The sequence below is a fragment of the Arsenophonus endosymbiont of Apis mellifera genome, from assembly GCF_903968575.1.
In the GTDB taxonomy this organism is placed as follows: Bacteria; Pseudomonadota; Gammaproteobacteria; order Enterobacterales; family Enterobacteriaceae; genus Arsenophonus; species Arsenophonus apicola.
In genome coordinates, this window is the sequence record NZ_CAJCFU010000079.1 from 41609 (window position 1) to 66972 (window position 25364).

Consider the following 25364-nt stretch of genomic DNA (forward strand, 5'->3'; position numbering starts at 1 on the left):
TTATGTTAGACCTTACTTAAGGTAGTTTAATTTTGCTCCAGTCCTAAGCTATCTTTTAAAATATTAAGACGGTGAATATCACCATCTGTCGCTGCTTGCTGGAGTGATTTGGTTGGTGAGTGGATCAGGCGATTCATTAATTGATAGGTCAATTGATTGATCACTTTCTCACTATCTGCACCCTTTCGCAACGAAGCAAGCGCTTTTTCTACCATTTCAGCCCTAATTTGCTCCGCCTGACTACGATAATCACGAATTGTATTGACTGATGACTGAGAACGCAACCAATCCATAAAATAAGCACTTTCTTGCTCAACAATAAGTTCTGCCTGAACTGCCGCCATTTTCCGCTGTTCCACATTGTGTTGCACAATAGCGTGCAAATCATCAACACTATAGAGATAAATATTATTCAGTTTGTTAACATCCGGTTCAATATCTCGCGGAACAGCAATATCAATTAGCAACATAGGCTTATTACGCCGGACTTTCATTGCCCGTTCAACCATTCCTTTACCAATGATCGGTAAAGGGCTGGCAGTAGAACTAATAACAATATCCGCTTCTGCTAAACGAGTATCAATTTCAGCTAACGTAATAATTTCCGCCCCTACTTGCTTGGCAAAACGCGCAGCGTGTTCACGCGTTCTATTAGCGATAATCAAGTGCTTAGCACGATGTTCACGCAGATGACGCGCAGCCAGTTCGATTGTCTCACCGGCCCCAACCAGTAAAATATGCAATTCAGATAGTGACTCAAAAATCTGCCGAGCAAGCTTACAGGCTAAAAAAGCAACCGAAACCGCACAAGCACCAACTTCTGTTTCTGTACGAATACGTTTAGCCACTGAAAATGAGCGTTGAAATAAACGCTCCAGCTCACTGGATAATTTTTTATAGTGCTGAGATTTAGAAAACGCTTGCTTAACTTGTCCTAAAATTTGCGGTTCACCTAAGACCAATGAATCTAATCCACTGGTAACTCGCATTAAATGGCTAACAGCGGCATTATCCTGATGCCAATAAATACTCGCTTTAACTTCGTTTGAATTTAAACGATGATAGCTGCATAACCAATCAATTAATTGATCTTGCAGGGATTCTTCTGAGTCAACACAGAGATAAAGCTCAGTACGATTACAGGTAGAGAGCACAACGCCACTATGAACAAACGGCTGCTGGAGTAAATTATCCAGTGCATGTTCAATCCTTTCCGGCCCAAAGGTTAACCGTTCACGTAACGTTATAGGCGCGGTTTTATAATTTATACCGAGTGCAAGTAATGTCATATTCACTAAATCAAGTAACTAAATGGATTTTAAACATCTGTTAAGCACACATAAATAAAACCGATAACTTTAATAAGGAAATTTTGAGGTAGTATTCTACTTTATGCAACTAAGCAATTAAAGATGTTAAACTAAGCAAATGAATAAATCGGGGCATTTTCCCCAATTGTAGTTACATTTACCTTAGTAACATTCTGATCGATAGCAAAAAATTGATACCAACCGAGTGAATAGGAAATATTTAATGATACTCTTTGCCAAGCAGTTTGCCAGTTTACGTCACGTTTGTTGCAAATTTATTCCGCTACTTGCTATTTTTTTGACTGCCTGTACATTTAATCAACAATTAACAACTGAAAAAGACGGCTCAATAACCAATCCTTTATGGATAAGCCACCAGCAACAACTGGCCAAGCTGACAAAATTTCAAACACGTGGTGCTTTTGCCTATATTGGCCCAGATAATAAAACCTATGCCAAATTCTTTTGGCAGCAATATAGCCTGACTAATTACCGCCTGTTGCTAACCAATCCTCTAGGAACAACAGAACTAGAGCTCAATGTAACACCAAGTGTTACTCAACTAATGGATCGAGACGGTAAAAAATATGTTAATAATCATCCAACACAGATGATTTATCAATTAACAGGGATGGAAATTCCAATTGAAAACCTGCCCTATTGGTTAATCGGCTTACCAACCAATGCTACCTCATTCACATTAGACGAAAATGGACTGTTAAAAACTATCAAATATAGGCAAAATGGCGAAACTTGGCAGTTAAACTACCTGGCTTATCATCAAGATAGCCAGCCTAAACTACCTAGTCGTATTGAATTAACGCAAGGTAAACTACGCATCAAATTAAAAATGGACAGTTGGACGCTAAACGAATGACATTAACCTGGCCTTCACCAGCAAAGCTTAACTTATTTCTCTATATTACCGGCCGTCGGGCTGATGGTTACCATCAACTGCAAACTCTGTTTCAATTTCTTGATTATGGTGATCAAATCACGATCGAACCACGTGAAGATAATCAAATTCGGCTGCTTACACCCTTTATTAATTTGCCAGCGGAAAATAACCTAATTGTTAGAGCGGCGCATCTATTACAGCGGTATTGCCAGGAAATAGACCGTGCTGATAATCAGCTTGGTGCGAATATTTATGTTAATAAAAGATTACCCACGGGTGGTGGTTTAGGGGGTGGTTCCTCTAACGCAGCAACCACCTTGATTGCCTTGAATCACCATTGGCAAACGGATATTGATGATAATATACTAGCCGAACTTGCTCGTCAGCTGGGCGCCGATGTTCCGGTATTTGTAAAAGGTCACGCCGCTTTTGCACAAGGCATCGGTGATCAACTTTTGACAGCCAATCCGGCTGAAAAATGGTATTTAGTGGCTCACCCTGGAATAAATATTGCTACCCAACAAATTTTTGCTGATCCTGAATTAAAACGCAATTCAGTAAAACGCTCATTAAGCGCATTATTACAAGGGCCATATGCAAATGATTGTGAACCAATCGCAAGAAAACGTTTTCCTGAGGTTGAAGAGCTTATTTCATGGCTGCTAGAATATACATCATCACGTCTTACCGGCACAGGTGCTTGCGTTTTTGCTGAATTCGAAACTAAAGTAGCTGCCCGTAAGGTGTTAAATAAAGCCCCAGAGTGGGTGCAAGGTTTCGTTGCGCAAGGCGTTAACCAGTCTCCTTTGCATACATTCCGCGCTGGGATTTCCAGATATTGAAGCCATTAATATAATAATATTTTTGGTCGATAATATCTTTATAGACGCAAGCCTGAGGTTTTTTACGTGCCTGATATGAAGCTTTTTGCTGGTAATGCTACACCGGAACTTGCTCAACGTGTTGCCAATCGTCTGTATACGAGCCTTGGCGATGCTGCGGTTGGTCGTTTTAGTGACGGTGAAGTTAGTGTACAAATTAATGAAAATGTGCGCGGTGGCGATATTTTCATCATACAATCAACGTGTGCCCCAACAAACGACAATTTAATGGAGCTTGTTGTCATGGTTGATGCACTACGCCGTGCATCGGCCGGTCGGATCACTGCTGTCATTCCCTATTTTGGTTATGCACGCCAAGATCGCCGCGTACGTTCAGCTCGTGTGCCGATTACCGCTAAAGTAGTGGCCGATTTTCTTTCCAGTGTTGGTGTTGACCGTGTCTTAACTGTCGATCTCCATGCCGAGCAAATCCAGGGTTTTTTTGATGTTCCAGTAGATAACGTTTTTGGTAGTCCGATCTTGTTAGAAGATATGCTACAACAAAATCTAGACAATCCGATTGTCGTGTCACCCGATATCGGCGGAGTCGTCCGTGCCCGCGCCATTGCTAAATTATTAAATGATACCGATATGGCCATTATTGATAAACGTCGGCCACGAGCAAACGTTTCCCAAGTTATGCATATCATTGGCGATGTCGCTAATCGAGACTGTGTACTGGTTGATGATATGATCGATACTGGAGGTACCTTGTGTAAAGCGGCGGAAGCACTTAAAGAACGAGGTGCTAAACGGGTATTTGCTTATGCTACCCATCCCATTTTTTCTGGTAATGCTGTCGCTAATATTAAAGATTCTGTCATTGACGAGGTGGTTGTTTGTGACACTATTCCCTTATCAGCTGAAATCAAACAGCTCAATAAGGTTCGCTCTTTAACGCTGTCAGGCATGCTGGCTGAAGCCATTCGAAGGATCAGCAATGAAGAGTCGATCTCAGCCATGTTTGAACACTAAATAATAAATTATCCTGAGTTAAATTTTTAGCGGCTGCATTTATTAACTTAGTATTATCAAAAACCCTTTGATACCTATCACGGGGTTTTTATTTGCTATAAGATAATAACAGCATAACCTTACAATAAATGGGTTAATTAAAATACGATCAAATTTATTTTGACCGGATATCTTGTTGCTTAAGCTAAAGCGTTAACGATTAGCGGCGATGACGTTCATCAAAATTTCTTAGCCACCAATAACGATCAGCAATGCCTTCATGCCCACTCACCCTGGCACCGGCTAACCAAATCAAAGCACCAATAAAAAGACTAATCAGTGATATTTCTGCTAAATATTCGGGTAGATCTAACTGAAAAACATGATTGCAAATATTATAGGCAATACTGATCACCATAATTGCCATCCCAGTAACCATCAGACAATTACCTAATAAAAAAGACTGTTTTCTTTTCATATCATACCCTCCAGCATACTTATCTCTATGTACAATATTGAATAATAAAAATAGCGACTCTTTTGCTATATTATAGTAATAATTTTCTGACAGAGATTGAGGAAGTGATCACACTAGGTAAGATTTTATTCACAAATCTATACATAAAACTATTTTTATTGAAAAAATAGTCACCGTCATGCCGCTAACCTGATTAACCGATTTTACTGTCATCCAATTTAACTTTTTGTACTCCATTGTCAGAAAAGGTAAGCTATGTTCTTTAATAAAATCGGCTAAATAGTGAAACAATATGGTGAGTAACATAAAACTGATCGTCGGTCTGGCTAATCCAGGTGCTGAATATGCGCTAACCCGGCATAATGCAGGGGCCTGGTATGTCGAATTATTAGCCAAACATTATAATCAATTACTGAAAGAAGAGAGTAAATTCTTTGGTTATACCGCCAGGATCAACTTGGCAAATAATGATGTTCGCTTACTGATACCGACAACCTATATGAATCTTAGTGGAAAATCCGTGTTAGCATTGGCCAGCTTTTATCGTATCAAGCCCACTGAAATTCTTGTTGCCCATGATGAATTAGATTTAATGCCCGGGACAGCCAAAATAAAATTGGGCGGTAGCAACGGCGGACACAATGGCCTTAAAGATATCCAAAATAAACTGGGCAACAATCCTGATTTTTACCGTTTACGTATTGGTATTGGTCATCCGGGTGATAAAAACAGCGTTGTCGGATTTGTATTGAGCAAACCGACCCTAGCGGAACAAAAATTAATTGATGACACCATTGATGAAGCAATACGTTGCACACCTATCCTGCTTAATGAAGGGGTTAATAAAGCAGTAAACCGCTTACACGCGTTTAAGGCAGCAAATTAATATAAGCCATCATCGCTTCGGCAAGAACATTTTTAGGTGTATAATCAACGACAAATTTATTCATATATATCAATTAGCGATACGCGGTTGAACAGATAAAAATTAAGGTAACATATTTATGGGATTTAAATGCGGTATCGTTGGTCTGCCCAATGTAGGAAAATCAACGCTCTTTAATGCACTGACGAAAGCCGGCATCGAGGCTGCAAACTTTCCTTTTTGTACGATTGAGCCTAATACGGGTGTGGTACCGATGCCCGATCCTCGTCTTGATCAATTAGCGCAAATTGTCAAACCACAGCGAGTATTGCCGACCACAATGGAATTTGTTGACATCGCCGGATTAGTAAAAGGCGCGTCTAAAGGCGAAGGTTTAGGCAATCAATTTTTAACCAACATCCGTGAAACTGAAGCCATCGGCCATGTCGTTCGCTGTTTCGACGATGATAACATCGTCCACGTTGCCAGCCAGGTCGATCCACTAGCGGACATTGACACCATCAATACTGAACTGGCATTGGCCGACTTAGACACCTGCGAACGCGCTATTCATCGTATTCAGAAAAAAGCTAAAGGCGGTGATAAGGATGCAAAAATTGAATTAGACGTTTTGACTAAATGTTTACCCCATCTTGAAAAGGCAGAAATGCTACGGACTTTAGCCTTAAGTAAAGAAGAAAAAGCTGCCATCCGCTATCTCAGCTTTTTAACCTTGAAACCCACCATGTATATTGCCAATGTTAGTGAGGATGGTTTTACAAACAATCCCCACCTAGATGCAGTCAGTGCCTTTGCTGAACAAGAGGGCTCGGTTGTGGTGCCAGTCTGCGCCGCCATCGAAGCCGATATCGCCGAACTGGATGAAGATGAACGCGACGAATTTATGACCGAGCTGGGTATTGAAGAACCGGGACTAAATCGCGTGATCCGCGCCGGTTATCAGTTACTCAATTTACAAACTTACTTCACGGCCGGTGTTAAAGAAGTTCGCGCCTGGACCATTCCGGTTGGTGCCACCGCGCCGCAAGCAGCCGGCAAAATTCACACCGACTTTGAAAAAGGTTTTATCCGCGCCCAAACAATTTCCTTTGCCGATTTTATTCACTATAACGGCGAGCAAGGCGCCAAAGAAGCCGGCAAAATGCGCGCCGAGGGTAAAGATTATATTGTGCAAGATGGCGATGTAATGAACTTTTTGTTTAATGTGTAAGCCTAAAATTCTAATATCAGATTGTAGTACTCAGTAGCAAAACTATAAAAACAGTATAAAATCCATGCAATTAATTTGGTTTTTATGCTGTTTTTATTTCATTAGATATCGCAAAAGCCTAACATAAAATAAATATAAAGATGAATACAACTGGATTATCTTCTCTTTCCAAATGAGTATAATAAAGTTCACTTACACAACCAGTTGAATTTGTTATCCTTACTGATACTAAATGTAAAACAGCAAAAGTTAATCACTTCACACTAAAAATAATTCACTAATTTGATTTTAATAGTTCATTTGATAACAACTCGGCCTGTGCTAATACCGTTTCTGTTGCCAATAAAGACATATCTGGTGGATAGCCATAACGATTAAGCAATCTCTTCACTATGACTCGAATTCTAGCCCTTGCCGACTCTTTGATTGTCCAGTCTAAGGTAACATTATTACGGATCTTTTCTGTCAAAACGACCGCCAGCTCCCTAAGCTTGGCTTTTCCAATTAATTCTTGGGCACTATTATTTTCAGCTACTGCGGTATAAAAGGCGTATTCATAAGGCGATAAACCAAGCTCGTTAGCCTCAGAATCAACTTTATTGATGTCTTTGGCTAATTTAATCAATTCGTCAATAACTTCAGCAGCGGTTAAAATTTTATTCTGATAATTTTTAATCGCACCCGTGAGCATGTCCATCAGCTTTTTGCCCTGTATAACGCTGGTTTTGGTTCTAATATTAATCTCATCTGCTAATAATTTCTTTAGGGTTTCCAGTGCAATATTCTTATGTTGGTAATCTTGCATTTCCATTAAAAACTCATCAGAGAGGATCGAGATATCCGGTTTCTTGATACCTGTCGCGTCAAATACATCCACCACTGTATCAGTAACTAATGCTTGGTCGATAGTCTGCTTAACCCTAACCTCCATACTTTTATTACTGGTTGTTACCACTGCTGTAGCGTCAAACTTGACTAACCTTGCCTTTACCGCTTGGAAAAAAGCAATTTCAGCAGCCGATTCCATTGCATCAGGATGTGGAGTTGCCAGAGCAAAAGCTTGAGAAAGTGCTGTTACCGCTGTTAAAAATCGTGTTTTCCCCTTACCTTCATCAAGCCCTAAAATAAAATCTTCAGCTGCTAAAATAATGGCTAATTTACGCGAGGTTGAAGCCGAAAAGTATTCATGGTAATCAAAGTCATACAACATTCCTTCAAGAACTTCTAACTTTTCCTGCATCAAGACTACCGCTTTCTCTTGCGTAAGCGCAGGCTCACCTTTCCCGCCGGCATCTGAATAAAATGAGAGTGCGGATTTTAAATCAGCAGCAATCCCTAAGTAATCGACAACCAAGCCACCTGATTTATCTTTATAAACGCGGTTAACTCGGGCAATAGCTTGCATTAAGTTATGTCCTTTAATCGGTTTATCAATATATAGCGTATGCATACTAGGCGCATCAAAACCGGTTAACCACATATCACGCACAATCACTAATTTCAGCTTATCGTCTTCATCTTTCATACGATTAGCGAGTAGTTGCCTTTCTTTCTTCGTTGTATGATGCTTTGCCATGCTAGGGCCATCAGATGCTGAAGAAGTCATTACCACTTTGATGACACCATCCTTAAGATCATCGCTATGCCATTCAGGTTTTATTGCAATAATTTCTGCATAGAGATCTGCAGCGATCCGACGGGACATCGCCACAATCATGCCTTTCCCTTGATTAGCATTAGCCACTAAACGTTTTTCAAAGTGTAAGACTAAATCTTTGGCAATCGCTTTGATACGCTGTTTACTACCGATTATACCTTCAACTCTCGCCCATTTAGCGCGCTGCTGCTGGGTTAGCGTTAAATCCTCTTCACTGAAATCTTCATCAAAAGCTTCGATAAGCTCTCGTCCTTCCGCGCTAATTTTAACTTTGGCTAAGCGGCTTTCATAATAGATAGGTACCGTTGCACCATCTTCAATCGCCTGGGTAATATCGTAAATATCAACATAGTTCCCAAATACTGCTGGCGTATTCACATCTGTTTTTTCAATCGGTGTTCCCGTGAAACCAAGATATGTCGCATTAGGTAACGCATCGCGCATATATTTGGCAAATCCATATACCGTACGCTTACCAATCACCTTGCCTTGATCATCTTTGACATCCACTTCTTTAGCAGAAAAACCATATTGAGAACGGTGCGCCTCATCGGCAATCACGACGATATTACTACGATCAGAGAGTTGCTCATAAACGCAACTACCGCCGTTGGGTTGGAATTTCTGGATCGTGCTAAATATTACTCCACCAGCCCCCACCTTAAGCAGTTCTTTTAATTCTTGTCGCGTCTCCGCTTGCTTAGGTGTCTGTCGCAATAATTGAACCGCAGAGGAAAAGGTACTAAAGATTTGGTCATCCAAATCATTGCGGTCAGTGAGCACTACAACTGTCGGATTATCCAAGGCCAACACTATTTTTCCTGTATAAAACACCATTGATAATGATTTACCTGAACCTTGAGTATGCCAAACAACCCCTGCTTTTTTATCGCCTACTTTCTGTTGTTGCACTAAATGCTGCTGGCTTCTTCCTTGTTGACGTATCGCCACCTCAGCAGACGGTGAGTCCGAGTTAACATTTGCTGCGCGGATGGTTGAAAGTACGGCCGCATTGACGGCATAGTACTGATGATAGGCAGCCATTTTTTTGCTAGTTTTTATAGAAATAATACCGTTGTTATCTTCCTGCTTGCTCGATTCGAACACCATAAAATGGCGGATCATATCCAACAAAGTGACTGGATTTAATAGTCCTTGTATTAATACCTCGAGTTGCGGCTGGGTATTTTTCGCTTCGGTCATGCCATTATCGGTTTTCCATGTCATAAAGCGGCTCTGGTCAGCCGAAATCGTTCCGGCCTTAGCCTCTAAGCCATCGGAAATTACGCTAAATGCGTTGTAAGTAAATAGTGACGGAATTTGCTGTTGATAGGTTTTGATTTGGTTATATGCCCCTTCAATAGTGGCATTTTCATCAATCGCATTTTTTAATTCAATAACTACCAACGGTAATCCATTAATATAAATAATGACATCAGGACGACGCTCTTTACGCTCTTCTCGGATAGTGATTTGATTAACCACTAAAAATTCATTATTATCCGCTTGATTAAAATCTACCAGCCAAACATATTCTCCTTGCGTAGCACCGCTTTTACTGACTTCGATGTTTATCCCTTCAGTTAATAACCGATGAAAGCGCAGATTATTGCTCATTAAGTCAGGGGAGTTAATCTGTGTCACCTGTTTTAGTGCTTCTTGACATTGTTCACCACTCAAATGTGGATTTAAGCGTTTTATTGCCGCTAATACCTTTTCCTGAAGAATGACCTGGTTATAAGCACGCAGTGGCTTGATGCCAGATGGTTCAATATCTGGGCCATAGACATACTCGTAGCCGATAGCCTGCAACTGTTCGACCGTCATTATTTCAATATCGGATTCTGTCATTTTTGACATGTTTATCATCCTTCAGCAAAAGGTAATAAAAAAGCAGCGCCAGTTGCACGCTGCTTATTACAATCATTGTTCTACATGTTCAGGTGTATATTTTACTCGTACTTCACCACTTATTAATTTTGGTAGTAAGGTGTCACGGAGTTTTTGTAGGGTTTGGATTTGCAATGCATTACTAACCAACTTTGGCTCAATAGATGCTAGGGTTTTATTGAATTGAATAATTACATCATTACTTGGTAGATTAAGAGTATACATTGATAGATGAGACACATTAACTCGTTGTCTACCACTTGAACCTTCCATACAACTTTCTGCATATTCTTTAAAATCCTTATTACGACATAATATATATGCAAATAATGGATGAAAGTCAGATTTAGGTCTTAATACAATAAACTCTGTTGAACCCCAACCTACGTTATCTTGATATAAAAAGTGAATATAGCCTGCTTTGCCATTTTCAAGGCAAGGAGTAATACGAGCCAATAATGTATCCTGATTTATAAATTTTTGTCCTGATGTAAAGTCTCTATTATAATAACCGGATGCAGAAAATGTATTTGTATTAAGACCTGCCATCTCTAAATATATTGCATTTGAACCTTTAAGCAAAATCCTTTTAGGATTGAAATTAATGATTTCATGTAATTCTACTTCTTTACAATAATCATTGCTAGTTTCCACAAACCACTGACGAAAAAGGGTTTCAGCCATCGCTTCTAAGGTTTTATTTTGGCGATGGAGTAAGTCAATTTTGTTATCTAACGAAGATAAGACTGAGGCAATGGCTTTTTGTTCTACCAACAATGGAACTGGAACATACATTTCTTTCAACGATGTTAACGGGTTGCTTATTGATGGGACTCCAACTTGAGCTTCATATTTAAGTATTTGATACTGACCATAATCAGATTTGAAAAAATAGAATAAAAACTCTGAATTAATAATTGACTGATTAACAGTCAACTTCATCCCTGACTGGGAAATAACATAGCGAGGATATTTATTATGAGGAATCAATGCAACTTGTCCAATAGTTCCTCTATGCGTAAAAACAAGATCATTAGGCTTACAATTACTGCCAATTAACTCATCTGCTTTTTCATTTGTAAGATAAACAAAGTTACCATCAACATATTTCGCATAATCCATGTTAGTGCCACGTATAACTGGCACTCCAGCATCTACAAATTATCTGTTTTAATATTAGACCCAAAAGGCCCCATAGCTATCGCACGTTTATCATCAGATTTAATATCTATAATTTTTTTGACTTGCCAATCAACAGGAATATCCCCAAATTCAGTTTGTTGTTTCATACCATCACCTTTGCCAAATTCTCAGCAATGGCCTGATTGAGTTTTGCTTCTTCTTCTAACTGGGCTTCAAACTCCGCTTTTAGCTGAGTAAAACGCTGTTTAAAATCAAAATCATCTTCTTCGTCGGCCAGACCAACATAACGCCCCGGCGTCAGGACATAATCCAGCTCAGCCACTTTCTCAACGGCTACCGATGCACAAAAACCGGCTACATCTTCGTATTCACCGCTTTTATTGCGCCAGTTATGGTAGGTCTCTGAAATTAGTTTAATATCCTCATCAGATAACACTTTGGTGCGACGATTAATCAAATGACCTAAATTACGGGCATCAATAAACAAAATTTCACCACTGCGGTTTTGATAGTGAGAGGAGTTGTGGCGGTCACGGCGCATAAACCATAATGCCGCTGGAATTTGGGTGTTAAGGAACAGCTTAGCTGGTAAGTTAACAATACAGTCAATCACATTGGCATCTTTCACTAAGGCAGCACGAATATCCCCTTCACCAGAAGTCTTCGAGGTTAACGCGCCTTTCGCCAATACTACGCCGGCTTGCCCTTTAGGTGACAAGTGATATAAAAAGTGCTGCATCCATGCAAAATTAGCATTACCAGCTGGTGGTACGCCATACTGCCAACGGGCGTCTTTACGCAGCTGTTCACCTGACCAATCAGATACGTTAAACGGAGGGTTGGCGATAATAAAATCAGCACGGAGGTCTTTGTGGGCGTCATTTAGGAAAGAGCCTTCACTATTCCATTTTACTTGTTCAGAGTTAATACCCCGAATCGCCAAGTTCATTTTAGCCAACCGCCATGTGGTTTGATTAGATTCTTGACCGTAAATCGAGATGTTATCAATATTGCCCTGATGAGATTCAACAAACTTCTCTGACTGAACAAACATACCACCAGAACCGCAGCAGGGGTCAAAAATACGCCCTTCATATGGCTCTAACATATTAACCAGTAAAGAGACTATCGATTTAGGCGTATAGAACTGGCCGCCTTGCTTACCTTCTGCTAGGGCAAATTCACCTAAGAAATACTCAAATACGTGTCCTAACACATCGGCGGAGCGCGATTTAGCATTGCCCAGTGCAATATCCCCTATAAGATCAATCAGCTCACCTAAAACTGTCGCATCTAGGTTTTGGCGGGCGTAGACTTTAGATAAAACCCCTTTTAATTGCGGGTTATCTTCTTCGATGGCTTCCATGGCTTTATCAACTAATTTACCAATATTCGGTTGCTTAGCATGACTCAGCAAAGTCGCCCAACGTGTCTTCTCTGGCACAAAAAACACATTATAGGCAAGGTATTCATCACTATCTTCTGGATCTGCACCCGCAAACTCAGCCTGACCTTGGTTGAGCTTTTCATAGTGAGACTCAAACGAATCAGAAATATACTTTAAGAATATCAGCCCTAGTACAACGTGTTTATATTCAGCCGCATCAATATTTTTACGCAATTTATCCGCAGCTTTCCACAGAATAACCTCTAAGGGCTCTGATTTAGTTTCTTTTGGTCTTCTGGCCATAGTTCAATTACTTGTATCAATAAAAAATAATAGAACTATTGTTACCTATTTATAAACAGAAATCTAATAGATCATCCTAATAACTTGTGATGGTTATCAAAAGGATAAGTCAAGTGTAAAGATAAAGATTAATGTTTGATTCATCTTACTGTTTTATGGCCTCAACCGATAAAGACCATAAAACACTTAACGCCCACGCAATTTGCGCGGGCTTTTCTATTTATTGAGCCCCAATTTTTTATGATTGCCCAATCAAAGCCTTGTACAGAAATGAGTACAATTAGTTCCCCTAGCGACAGGCAGGGTGCCGAAGGTGTAACCTCTTTCCCACAGCGCCTCACAAATTTTCTGCCATACCACACGATAGACACGATCCGTTGGATGGGCTTTATCAGAAGTGGACACTTTAGTTTTATTACCCATAATAATATCGTAATTACAACTATCAATAAATTGGTTACTGGTGCCGGCGGCTTGCACCCCTTCTAATAGATGTAACTTTTCATACAAATTAGTCATCGATTCTGGTTTCAGTAATGACGCCATATCGACATACATATCGCCATTACGTTCGGTTATCTCTCTTAGCGTGTGGTTAAATAACATGGCTCCACTTTCAAAGTTATTAATTTGTTGCCTGACATTATCAAAAATACGCTTAGCTTTATCCTCGTTAGCAGATGTTTGATATTTCTCATTGGCAGAATTAACCATCTCCTGATAACGCGCAGCCGATAGTGGAAGTCCCATATTTATATAGATAAAGTGAGCATTACTTGCACCTACGATATTAGCCAGCTCTGTTCTACGTTTTTCAGCAATTTTAATTGCTACTTCGCTCATCCTATTGGCAGGCATACCAGCCGTGTATAGGTCGTTAGCGCCAAACCAAACAATAAAAAGAAAATTTTCATCTATTATCCCTAATGATGAAAAATCTTTTCTAAACGCATTGACCTCATTTTTCATGGTAGTGAGTGAGCATTTGTGAGCAATACCGTGCGGTATCCCTCCTGTAGCGCCACCGACAGCATAATTAGCATAGCGAAACCATAAATCGGAACTCTGCCCCCAACCGGAGTCTTGCGAAAATGATTGATGCTTGCTAGTTAATTTTTTTGAGATGCTAGCATTAGCCATCACCAGTGATTCTCCACCAGTTGCCGCCTCAAACATATGATCTGTCCAGTTACGGCAATCACTGTAACGGCCTGTCGGATTGACCGTCATGGCACCGAATGCGCTCGCTAGCTTACCAATAATGGAACCGGCCATCAGACCTGTATCAGATAAACTGTCGCCGAAGACAATAACATTACGAAATCGTGTGGATTGCATTCCTTTTCCCTCGCTTGCATTTTAGCGTCATTAAATGGTTTCGTAGTTTAAATAAATATTGCTCGTTAATGGTAATAACGACCAAGCAATTACTGTTTTACTAATTTGTTTGTCATTTCTTAGCTTTCTTGCCGTTAGTTTTATACATCCAACTGGCAAAAATTGAGTGACTTTATTAAATAAATAGAACTATTACGAAAAAACGCGTTAACCATTGCCGAACTTTTACACTTTAGTTAACTAACCCTTGTTTTAGCTAAACAAGGGTCAACAGGCCGGCAATATGAAGCAGTAGTTTGCAACGCTAGCTGCAATATCAATAGTTGGCCAAGCGGTTACTGAGGGGATAATTAAAACCATGCTGATGGAGAGTTAAGTCAAGCAAACGGCTGTGAAAATCAATCAAAAAAGCGGGTGATAGGGATAAAAAGATAAGTAACTCAGCAATGCAGTGATGACAGTCGGCTACCTGCCATCACTGCTAACCACGCAACTAATCGGACCAGTCACGATGGCCAGAAGCGATTATAAAGTAAAATTTCAGACGGCGAAAGAACCGACTGTAAAATCAAGATGCTAAGCAGTCGGTTATTGACCTAACCAATAAGAGCCTGGCCCAGCTGGCAGCGGTTTATCAGTGGGTAACTACTTGAATATATTAAAATTTTAATCTGCCAGCATTTCACTATCAGTTACCAAACCAGACAACGCATTTCGGGCGCTAAGAGAGAAAAATCATTCATCAATTAATTGCACACCTTTGCGAATAAAATCCATCGGAATATATCTATCAAGTCCAACATGTTTACAATATTCAATAAGCTGAAAAATACTATGAACATCTGCTTTTTTATAAATTAGCTTCAAATGTCCTTCTACAGTTTGAGGTGAAATCCCTAACCGTTTAGCTATTTCTTTCGCTGTTAGGCGCTGTTGTGCCCAAAAGATCACTTCTAATTCCCGTTTACTGAAAATATCATTTTGTGCGTCAAATTCAATTTTTTGTATACTTAATCGGTTCATATAATGCAATAACGCGGCATTATCAAGCTCAATGCCGTAACAAACAACTCCAATTATTTTATTGTTATCATCATAGAGCGGTGTTTTTTCACAATAGTTTGCAATTATATTGGCTGATGAGCTTGAATTATATTTATGAATTTCAATCGCAGCGATTTTTTTATTTTTTTCTATTACTTTTCGATCATGTGCTATAAATTCCGGCCAAAGATCTTGGCAACGTTCGATCGGTATTTCTTTGTCAGACTTACCTTCAAAATCTATTTTATTAAAACCATAGTAATCAATTCCCTTTTTATTCATAAATATATAATCTGAGTTTATATCTTTAACACACCAATTTCCTAAGCTTTTTTCCATAAAAGACAGAATGTTTTTTTCGGAAAAAATATTCATATCAAATCTCCTATTATCTTAATTTCCATACAAAATCATATAGTTAAATATATTTAAGTATAGTAATATATTAATTCCATCTTATTTAAAGGAATTAAATATGACTGAGAATGATTATGCTTCTAATAGAGTTCCGATGCAATCTAGGATCAGAATAATTAAGGTCACTTTAGTTAGAATCGGATATTTAACATCACTAGGTCAATTTATGCTTGGGGCAACATTAGGTCATTCTATGACATTCAGGGATGCTATCTTAGCAACTTTTTTTGGCAGTTTGATTTTAGAGTTTGTTAGTTTAGGATTAGGTTTAGCCGGAATGAAAGAAGGTTTATCTACTTCTATTTTGGCCAAATGGTGTGGATTTGGAAAAATTGGTTCGGCAATAATAGGATTAGCTATTGCTACTAGCTTATTAGGTTGGTTTGGTATACAAAATTCTGTTTTGGCGGAAGGAATACAATATACATTTGATTATAAGATAAATCACATTAACTTCGGCTCTATCCGGTTTGTGCCTTACCTTTTTAGTGGCTTTTGGTTTTCGTGCTTTAAGCTTTACCGCGTTAATATCCGTGCCATTATTTTTTATCGTAATTGGTTATATTTTTTTTATTCTTACAAAAGATTTTAATATTATTGATGTTTTTAATAAAATACCAAACGGAAATCGATTAACTATTAGCGAGGGAGCAACAATAGTTGCAGGCGGTTGCATAGCGGGCACTTTAACGACACCAGATATTAGTCGTTATTGTAGAAATACTAAAGATGTCATTTTGATGAGCACAATATCAATAATAGTAGGACCATTCATTGTAACTGGAATAGCAATATTAATTGCCCACGCGTTAAATACGGCTGATGTAGTAAAAATAATGACAACCAGTGCCGGCGTAATAGGCCTATTAACGGTTATATTATCTGCTATTAAAGTCAACGATGTTAATCTCTATTCTTCATCTTTAGGCATCGCTAATACCATCGAAATTTTTACCGGTAAAAAATTTAAATATTTTCAGTTAACATTAATTGTCGGCTGTATCGGTACCCTTTTGTCGATGCTTGGTATTTTAACTCACTTTACTAATTTTCTTTCTTTACTAGGAACTATTTTTCCACCCATTACTGGTGTGATGCTAGTTGATTATTATATTTTGCGAACCAGCCGGAAAATATTAGATGCAAGCAGAGAAAATGGCATGTTACCGAATGAATTATCTACACCATTAATTGGCTGGCCAGCGATTATGGCATGCATTCTAGGCGCTATTGTCGGCATAGAAGTTAAGGTAGGGATACCGTCATTAAACTCTATTTTAATGGCCAGCATAGTTTATTTTTTGTTAATGAAAACTAAGATTTTTATTTTTGAAAATAAAAACTAACTACTGAAAACTGTCTCTTGAGTACTTGACATAGACAAGAGACAGAACGAATAACTATTTATCAACATTATTCTGCTAGCCTAATGAGTCGAGTGTTTTTTTCAGCACTGAGATCAGCAAAAATAGTAGCCCATTTCAATGAATCCGCTACATCAACACCGCCGTTTAATTCTTCCCATACCCCTATCACATCGAATGGTGTGCCATTTTGAACTAGTGCTGTTGCTTTATCTCTATTCTCTGCGCTAATTTTGCCATATTTTTGATAAATCGCTTCTTTCTCCGCCCCAATTCTCTCTGCCTCTTCAAGCTCTTTTTTCATGTCAATGACATTCTTAGCACTCAAAAAGTTATTTTGCACCGCAATAACACCGGCATCCGCGCCACTATAGGCACCTTCGGCTGTGCCCGAGGCCAGGGCGATAAACCACCAAGTCAATTAGGTTAGTTAAGAGCATGTAGGATTTTTAGACATTTTTGTAATAAAAAAACCATAAAATACTCCCTATAAAAGGCCCTAGCCATAATAATTTTAAACATACAATAAAATCTTCTATCGAATAGGGAAAATCACTACTGCCATACCAAGATAACCATGCTCCAAATAATTGTGCCAGCGTTACCAAAAAAAAGATCATAAATGTCATTGAAATACACATGTACACAAGATTGAGCAATGAAGTAATATTATTTTTTTTCATTGTTCTTTTCTCGGCATATTTTTTAATTTATCTTGAACTACTTCTGACATAACAGAATCACCAATATTACCTGCTATCGATGGTATTGAATTTTGTGGGGCTGGTTTAGTTATAGTCCAAACTCCTGTTGGAACCCATTCATACTGTTTCGATATAGGATTTAATTTCTTATTCATCGGTACCTTAATAATATTACCAGTTGCATATCCACCAGATGCTCCAGCTTTACTTAATAATGCAGAAATAAACGGATCATCACCTTTAATTTCAGCAGTGTAATAACCTCCTGCCGCATTCCAGGTTACTGTTGGATTGTATCCTTTTCCTGTTGTAATCGAGCCAATAACCCCTGCGCCAATAACATCAGACAGTTTAACTTCTCCGGTTATACCATATTGGATCCCTGCATTAGCCGCACTAGATACTCCTACTGCGATTAATTGCTCTTTACCTCTTGTAACACTATTGGTAACTATCGCTTTTGCTCCCATCACGGCGACAGGCCAAGAGCTCGGATCCATTATCACTACCAGCGTTCTATCACCTTGCGTGATATTTTCTTGCAAAAATTTCAGATCTGTTCCATTAAGATAATTCACTAAAGCAGCAGCATCTGGATCTTTTAATCTTTCGCCAAATCGAATTTGCAATGGATGCGCATCTTTGGCTTCATTGGTATACGCGGTAATCAGTTCTTCCCAAGTCACACAAGATACGCCACCGCCAGTACAAGCTTCTATCAGTGCTTGGCTATTCTTATTACTAATATCAATGTACTCTTGAATAACTGAACGACAATCCCCACCCGTTGCTTTACAAGCGGCTAAATCTTTCTCTAATCGTTGAGATTCCTTAGCCGTCAGATAATTATTCTCAACCGCGATAACCCCCGCATCCGCGCCACTATAGGCGCCTTCGGCGGTACCCGAGGCTAGTGCGCCGGCCAGGCCGCCTATTACTCGGCTGGTGTCAAGGATTTTTTGCTGTCTATTTGAACTATCAACATAGTAATTATCGCCTAATCCGATTGCCGCCAATTCCGCGGCAAAGGCGCCGGCCGCCGCTGCTACTTTATCACTATCGGCTATCTCTGCACTTAAAGCCGCCATGGCGCCATGACTGAGCAGTTTGCCCGGGTTGCCAAGTACCTGACCATTTTTAGCGATTAAATGTGCCCCTTCGGCATGTAATTGACGACTGGTCTGGCTGACTAACGCGGCGGCCAGTTTATCTTTAAAACTGCCGCCATTAAGTGCCGTGTCTACACCTGAGGTAATCAGTGATTGCGCCGTCACCCGCTGAACAGTATGTTGCCATTCACCATCACTAAATCTCGGAAAGGTTGGGTTATAGTGTTGGGCGCTGTGCGCAACGCTATCACCGTTACTTAATACTGTCGTATCTAAACCCGCCAGTGACCCTTCGATGGCCATCGAAGCAATAATCGATTTGACCGATTGGCTGCCGCCAAGCTCTTTGAGGGTCGCTGAAATATCCCCCTGATTATTCGCCAGTGAAACGGCCGCTTTAGCGGCAATCGCTCTTACACCGGCTGAGACTGCCCCCTGCATCACAATCGCACTCGTGCCGCTCAAGCCGGCCGCCGAGGCCGCGCTTATTCCTGCCGGTATCGCCAAGGCCGAGGCGGCCGCACCGGTCGCAATCGCTATCACCGCTGCGCTGACCGGGTGAAGTTGTTGTTGCGTGATATCCCAGCTTTTATACTCATTTTCCACTTTATGCCAATTAACGTCCGGCTTGTCTTGCAGTACTTTCAACCATTGAGACTCAGGCGAGTCACCTAAACTGGCGATAACCTGTTTAAGCGTTTGTCCTTTTTGACCGTTGACATCTGCTTCGATCCCTTGTGCGGCATTTACTGTTAGTTCACCACCATATTGAATCGTCGGTAACTGCCACACTGCTGAATACGACCCTTTATCAAGCCGAGTAATGAAGATATCTTGTGAGTTACTAATGGTTTGATTCAAGGTTTGGTTCTGCACCGCCTTAAATAGAACACGGCCATGGGTACTAGTTAATGTCGCGTTACGTTGGGTATTAATTTTTGTCGCTTCATAAATACTGTCATTATAACTCAACAAACTGATATCATTACCGGCATGAAATTCAGTCACTCTGTTTTTTACTGCATGATAGGTACGATGCTCACTATTTTTAGTTAAACACAATGTCCAACGATTACAACTTTTACGTTTTTCTTCATAGTGTTCAGTCTCTTCCATCGCCTGAGCGTAGAGATAGCCTCCTTGCGCAGCAATATCCATTATCCGCTGTGCCTTAAGCTTAGCGGCCTGAAAAAGCAGATGGCCACCAGCGAGGATGTTAAGCGCGCCACAGCTTTCAATTTCAACCCCTTGTTGATAGGTTTTATCAATTAATTTGCCATGCTGCCAACCGTGATCGCGATTTTTTAGCGCTTTTAATTTTGTATTGCCGGCCGATACCAGCGTAATATCGCCAGTTGCCAGTAGTTGAGCGCCTTTGATAAGCAAGTGTTGTTTACTGAATAAATCTAAACGACCACCACTGTGTAGTTGCGTAGTTAGGTGACGAAGTTTTTCATGATAGCCATCGGATTCGATTTCTGCTCGATAAGGTACGTAATCAATGACAAACTCATTGCCGGCGGTCAGTGCCATTGCCCCACCACTTTTAATATTGGCGGCTTGTAAAAAAAGATTTTCACCGGCCACCATATGTAATGCGCCACCCGAGTGTACCACTGGCGTGAAACTTTGTGGTTGATAAGTCTGTTGAAGCTCTTTTTGGGCGATTAAATCGGTTGTCAGGATCTTGACAGAGAGATCAATGTTACGTCCAGCAAAGAGATGGGTGGCTTGCTTAGAGGATAATTCGGCGGCCTGCAAGTTAAGATCGCGACCTGCATTGAGCAGTAAAGTCCCCTCAGAGGTCAAATAAGATTTAAATGCTTGGGTTGTGGGTGATTTTATATTACTACTCAAATCAAAAGGCGATTTAAGCTGTGGGGAATAAAACGATGCCGCTAAGGTATCCAAATTGGTAAAACGACGTTTTAATAGCAGATAAAAATTGTCTTGTAGCTTAAATGGCGCGGGTGCTAACTGAATATCGTTACCAGCGAAGACTTCTATCCCTTGCTCAGCCTGTAAGTCTACGCCATTAAAAACAATATCTTTACCGGCATTAAGTAAAATATGGCGCGCTTTTTGCCATTTAGGTTGATATTGCTCACTCGTTTCTAAGTCGCGTTGATGATATTCTTTATCATGGAAATCATAGATTGATTTTAAGTTCAGTTCTAATCGATCATAATGCAGCGGTTTGTTAAACAACGCTTTTTCCGGGCGATTGAAATAAATACTGCCATTAGTGGTAATATTGATTATTGGCACATTTAACGCCACTTTGTTATCAATTTGTATATCCTGGCCGGCAATCATATCCAACCGGTTTTTCGCCGCAAGCAATTTATATTTTGGCGCTATATCAAAGTAAGGAAATAAGTCTTCATCTGGAAACAAATCATACTGCCAAAAATCATCGTCATCGTAGCGGTGATATTCAGCTGCCTGATAGCTGATAGCCCCATTTTTACTCAGTAGCAGCACATTATGGCCTGCTAATCCGGTATCCGTTAGTGCAATGTCATTCTTAGCGATCAGGTTAAGTTCGTTGTTAGCGCTAAGCTCGCTATTATTGAGTAGAATATTTTCACTGCTAATAGACAGGTTATTTTGTGCCTGGGCTGATAATGAGCCAGTGAGCTGTTTACTATTTAGGGTAATATTTTTGCCGACTAAAAGTTGTTTATCATCGAACTTTTCATGTAATTCAGCCACGGAATTAAGCGGCTGTGGATAGATCTTATTGAATTGTATGTTATCCGCAGTGATAACCAGGTTATTGGTCGCTGAAAATCTGGCCGCTAAAAAATCGTGATCCCGCCAAAGGCCTATTTCTGGCTGGTTAACGGGTATTAAGTGAGTCGCGCTGTCATAAATGAATGACTCATAAGGTGCTTTTTCTGCTATGTCTGCCGGTATAAATGACAGATATTGACCATAATCGACAAAATAACGAATGCGAGCATCTTCATAATCACTTTTTTGATAAGCATGATGAGCTGGTATATAACCGAATATTTGATGTAAAGATCCTTGCAGTAAAATATAATTAGCCGATTGATCTAACGCATTGTGCATAGCTACCCAGACGGATTTTTCACCCAGTTTTTGGCTAATGGCAGTGATATTCTTACTGTGCAGATAACTATCATTGCGGGACTCAATAATCGATTTATCATTAACTAATTGATCACTTTTAATATAGAGATTGTTACCGGCAGAAATGCGCCCAACGACTAGCGGGGAAGCTAATGTGTAACTCGTTTTCTCCAATTGCACAAATTGCGTAAACAATGGATCAATTTCACCAAACCAGCGCTGTTTACCATTGATCTGATAATTGGTTTTAGTTTTTTGCTGAGAACAACACCGTGGCCATACGCTCTGACAACATACTCTTTAACTTTATTACTGTCCGGTGTTATTAATTGTTGCGTGATGTTAGGGTTATTAGTTTGGTTAATTACATGCTTGGCTCTCAGGAACAGATCACCGGTTTGCGTTGAGATAGTGGCCGCGCTATTTTCAATCCTTTCACTGAGCTCACCTCGGGCATTTTTTTGCAGCCAGAGATTGTTATAGGCTTCAATTTTAGCGCTTTCACCTTGATTACGGATGATATTACTAAATAGATGCATATTTTGTTGAGCGGTTATTTTACCTTGATTAATTAGGCTATCGCTTTCAACTAATAGATCTTGTTGAGATAAAATTTCACTGGTTGCTGGGATTATAACTGCTGGCGCTTTGGCGGTTAAATGTCCTTTAGTGGTAATATGACCTAGCGTCAGTTTACCTTTAGCAGAAACAAATAAATCTCTTTCACTGGTTTTAATATTGTCCAGCTTCACCTCACTGTCTGGCTCGGTAGCAATTATTTTAACTTGATTAGCATAGATGCCACCTGGTGCGGTAATGTTAACGGCAAATTGTGGTTTTAGGCTCGGGTTAGGTATTTGGGAAATCTTTCCAGTCTGATAGTCAATCGCATTAGTGCCTTGCAGTAAGCTAATAGTTTTGCTGTGAATACTGGCATTGATCGTAGCAGTCTGACTGATCATCTCAGTATAATTTTGACTACCACTATTGAGCCCTTTATTAAGGATCGTAATATCACCTTTATTAACCCTCAAATGGTTAAATTCGCCTCGTTGATTCAGTGTCGGCTGGCCCGTTGTTAAGGTTAATCCGCCAATATTGTTGAAACGACAACCATCACAGCTGATGCCATTAGGATTAGCGATGATCAAATCCGCTTTCCTACCTGCGATTTCCAATTTGCCATTAAGTTGTGAAGAAGATGAGCCGGTTACTTCATTAATGATCAAGCTTGCTGCCCGCTCAACCAACTGTTCATTTTTAGCCAGTTGACCAGCTAGTTCACTATGAGTGGGTCGGATAGCGTTGTTCAAGACCGCACCTTGCGGCGATATATTGAATTGCTGATAGTGATTATGAGAAATACCGGCCTGATTTGGCGCTGCTATATTGATAATAGGAATTTGATTTTTAACCGTTAGTTGAGTTTTGTCATTCGCCGGTTGAATAGTGGAGCTAAAAACCGGCAACAGAGGATAACTGGCAATGAGATAAACTATTTTGCTGCTATAACTAATATTTTTATTTTTCATAGCATTACCTATATTCTATATTTGAATAAATATGAGGATGAAAGCTATCGTCTCCAAAATAGAAAGGAAAAATTTAATAGGCAATATATAATAATCAATAAGTTAATTAGTTATTATTATAATGATCAATATTTTTATTTGTAATTTAAGATGTTAAATTTAAGTGATGCTATTTTGTTTTTATTCCTAAAATTAAATACAATTTTTATAATTTTATATTTAATAAATAAAAGCCAGTGATTAAATTACCACTATCTTTGATAGGATTATTGATGTTAATTAAATTCAGTTAACGACTTGCTGTGACAAAAGCCTGAGCAATATGTTGAACACTATATTGCGTTATTGCGTTATTGCTTTGTTTACTGCTATTCACCACAGCATAAAGCAAAAAACCTACTTTACTATTTACTGATAATATGGCCATCAGATGGGCATATCTAGAATAGATTAAATAGTTTTGTTTGCTAGGCAAAAACAAATAGCGCCCAGATTGTCTGGGCGCTATGCAAATAAACAATCGATTAATTACAGTTCATAGGCTAATAAGGCTTTATGGCAGAGCTCAGAGCGGACACAATCGCCAATGGTAAATGTCACGACAGAAACCAAATCGTCGCAATTAAAACGTCGTAACGCATCTTCCAGACCAGAAATGATCCCTAACGGTAAATCACATTGGGAAACATCACCATTGACAACTACAGTTACATTTTCTCCTAAGCGAGTTAAAAACATTTTCATCTGATTGGCAGTCACATTCTGCGCTTCATCCAGGATCACAAAGGCGTTTTCAAAGGTTCGACCACGCATGTAAGCAAAAGGCGCGATTTCTACTTTACCTATCTCAGGCCGTAGGCAGTACTGGAGAAAAGAGTGACCCAATCTTTTGGCTAAAATATCATATACCGGCCGAAAGAAAGGCGCGAATTTCTCTGCCATATCACCTGGTAAGAAACCCAAATCCTCCTCTGCTTGTAGAACCGGACGAGTTACGATAATTTTATTAATTTCTTTATTAATAAGGGCATCAGCAGCCATTGCAGAACTAATGAACGTTTTACCACATCCTGCTTCACCATTTGCCAAAATCAATTTTTGCCACTTAATCGCTTCAATATATTTTCTTTGTGCTTCACTGCGAGGCATAATGGGAGAACGATCACGAGTTTCACATGCCATACCAATGGTTTCAATACCTGTAAAATCAGCAAAAGATGCCACATTGTTGATCTTTTTTAAACGAGACGAACGGCTTTCTTTTCTTAAAGATCTTCTTAATTCTCGGCGTGCTCTTGTTGCAGCTTTCTGTCTACTCATAGTGTTACCTTTCGATAGTCTATATTTCGATGGTAATAATATTTGAATATCTACACAAAAAAGCTATTTAAAACAGAAAATTGACTCCAATTTTATGATGTGCATGAAAAAACCGGTTACAAATTTCTCCATTTTGCATGTTATGGATAACTTATAACCGGTTGACGTCTGAAGAGTATTTTTTAAACATTTTATCATCTATATCCCCTATGTTGAACATCATCAAACACAGAACTACGACTATAAAACATCTTCAACAACTTAATATTATTTTATATTCATTAATTGATTATAAAAAATAATTTAACATCTCTGATACAAAAAATATTGTAGATTATTGCTTGCCTGTCAACTTTATTACGCAAACAATCGCCTCCAGTCACTTGATAATCTATTCATAGCCGAGTTAATAAGACTAGCGTGATAATATGCTATTTATT

General features: G+C 39.4%; 18 protein-coding genes and 1 pseudogene. 6 read left to right on the top strand and 13 right to left on the bottom strand.

From position 1 onward, the window contains the following. Positions 1–26 precede the first annotated feature (26 nt). A complete protein-coding gene (gene hemA / locus H1X92_RS13970) occupies positions 27–1289 on the bottom strand; it encodes a glutamyl-tRNA reductase (RefSeq protein ID WP_180560721.1) in 1263 nt (420 codons plus the stop codon). Positions 1290–1533: 244 nt separating this feature from the next. On the opposite strand from hemA, the gene lolB reads away from it, so the two are divergent. From lolB to prs, 3 genes are all read left to right on the top strand, one after another. Next, complete coding sequence (gene lolB / locus H1X92_RS13975; protein WP_180560722.1) at positions 1534–2187, top strand: lipoprotein insertase outer membrane protein LolB; 654 nt, start codon at positions 1534–1536, stop codon at positions 2185–2187. Beyond that, positions 2184–3050: a 4-(cytidine 5'-diphospho)-2-C-methyl-D-erythritol kinase gene (gene ispE, locus H1X92_RS13980; protein WP_180560723.1), complete on the top strand. Its 867-nt coding sequence runs from the start codon at positions 2184–2186 to the stop codon at positions 3048–3050. The genes lolB and ispE overlap by 4 nt, the downstream gene beginning before the upstream one ends. A gap of 66 nt (positions 3051–3116) precedes the next feature. Then, positions 3117–4064, top strand: a complete 948-nt coding sequence (gene prs, locus H1X92_RS13985) for a ribose-phosphate diphosphokinase (RefSeq protein ID WP_032115929.1) — start codon at positions 3117–3119, stop codon at positions 4062–4064. Between the two features lie 199 nt (positions 4065–4263). On the opposite strand, the gene ychH is transcribed toward prs, so the two are convergent. Beyond that, the gene (gene ychH / locus H1X92_RS13990) at positions 4264–4521 is read right to left on the bottom strand and encodes a stress-induced protein YchH (RefSeq protein WP_032115930.1); all 258 of its coding nucleotides are present in this window, start codon (positions 4519–4521) and stop codon (positions 4264–4266) included. A 295-nt stretch (positions 4522–4816) separates the two neighbouring features. Here ychH and pth point away from each other — a divergent pair, with 295 nt between their 5' ends. Together pth and ychF are read left to right on the top strand one after the other, a co-directional pair. Further along, the gene (pth, locus tag H1X92_RS13995; RefSeq protein ID WP_180560994.1) at positions 4817–5407 is read left to right on the top strand and encodes an aminoacyl-tRNA hydrolase; all 591 of its coding nucleotides are present in this window, start codon (positions 4817–4819) and stop codon (positions 5405–5407) included. Positions 5408–5525: 118 nt separating this feature from the next. Further along, the gene (gene ychF, locus H1X92_RS14000; RefSeq protein ID WP_180560724.1) at positions 5526–6617 is read left to right on the top strand and encodes a redox-regulated ATPase YchF; all 1092 of its coding nucleotides are present in this window, start codon (positions 5526–5528) and stop codon (positions 6615–6617) included. Between the two features lie 277 nt (positions 6618–6894). Here ychF and H1X92_RS14005 read toward each other — a convergent pair whose 3' ends face one another. The 6 genes from H1X92_RS14005 to H1X92_RS14025 all read right to left on the bottom strand — a co-directional run bounded on the left by H1X92_RS14005 (position 6895) and on the right by H1X92_RS14025 (position 15754). Continuing rightward, entirely contained in the window at positions 6895–10134 is a 3240-nt protein-coding gene (locus tag H1X92_RS14005) for a type I restriction endonuclease subunit R (RefSeq protein WP_180560725.1), read from the bottom strand. A 63-nt stretch (positions 10135–10197) separates the two neighbouring features. After that, complete coding sequence (locus H1X92_RS14010; protein WP_180560726.1) at positions 10198–11286, bottom strand: restriction endonuclease subunit S; 1089 nt, start codon at positions 11284–11286, stop codon at positions 10198–10200. Positions 11287–11318: 32 nt separating this feature from the next. Beyond that, a complete protein-coding gene (locus tag H1X92_RS16105) occupies positions 11319–11453 on the bottom strand; it encodes a hypothetical protein (RefSeq protein WP_255499001.1) in 135 nt (44 codons plus the stop codon). After that, positions 11450–12997, bottom strand: a complete 1548-nt coding sequence (locus H1X92_RS14015) for a type I restriction-modification system subunit M (RefSeq protein ID WP_180560727.1) — start codon at positions 12995–12997, stop codon at positions 11450–11452. Before H1X92_RS14015 ends, H1X92_RS16105 begins: the two co-directional genes overlap by 4 nt. 252 nt (positions 12998–13249) lie before the next feature. Then, positions 13250–14335, bottom strand: coding sequence for an SGNH/GDSL hydrolase family protein (locus H1X92_RS14020; protein WP_180560728.1), 1086 nt, complete (start codon positions 14333–14335; stop codon positions 13250–13252). Positions 14336–15070: 735 nt separating this feature from the next. Continuing rightward, positions 15071–15754, bottom strand: coding sequence for a PAS and helix-turn-helix domain-containing protein (locus H1X92_RS14025; protein WP_180560729.1), 684 nt, complete (start codon positions 15752–15754; stop codon positions 15071–15073). A 100-nt stretch (positions 15755–15854) separates the two neighbouring features. Between H1X92_RS14025 and H1X92_RS14030 the strand changes: the two are divergent. Further along, a pseudogene (locus tag H1X92_RS14030) lies at positions 15855–17142 on the top strand (cytosine permease). Between the two features lie 67 nt (positions 17143–17209). On the opposite strand, the gene H1X92_RS14035 reads toward H1X92_RS14030, so the two are convergent. The 5 genes from H1X92_RS14035 to phoH form a co-directional block, all read right to left on the bottom strand. Then, positions 17210–17581 carry a VENN motif pre-toxin domain-containing protein gene (locus H1X92_RS14035; RefSeq protein ID WP_180560730.1) on the bottom strand — a complete coding sequence of 124 codons (372 nt, stop codon included), beginning with the start codon at positions 17579–17581 and terminating at the stop codon, positions 17210–17212. A 258-nt stretch (positions 17582–17839) separates the two neighbouring features. Further along, a complete protein-coding gene (locus H1X92_RS15950) occupies positions 17840–22267 on the bottom strand; it encodes a DUF637 domain-containing protein (protein ID WP_233458169.1) in 4428 nt (1475 codons plus the stop codon). Next, on the bottom strand, positions 22222–23604 hold the full coding sequence (locus H1X92_RS14050; protein WP_180560731.1) for a filamentous hemagglutinin N-terminal domain-containing protein: 1383 nt from the start codon (positions 23602–23604) through the stop codon (positions 22222–22224). Before H1X92_RS14050 ends, H1X92_RS15950 begins: the two co-directional genes overlap by 46 nt. A gap of 289 nt (positions 23605–23893) precedes the next feature. After that, entirely contained in the window at positions 23894–24079 is a 186-nt protein-coding gene (locus tag H1X92_RS14055) for a hypothetical protein (RefSeq protein WP_180560732.1), read from the bottom strand. A gap of 53 nt (positions 24080–24132) precedes the next feature. Beyond that, the gene (phoH, locus tag H1X92_RS14060; RefSeq protein ID WP_180560733.1) at positions 24133–24924 is read right to left on the bottom strand and encodes a phosphate starvation-inducible protein PhoH; all 792 of its coding nucleotides are present in this window, start codon (positions 24922–24924) and stop codon (positions 24133–24135) included. Positions 24925–25364 lie beyond the last annotated feature (440 nt).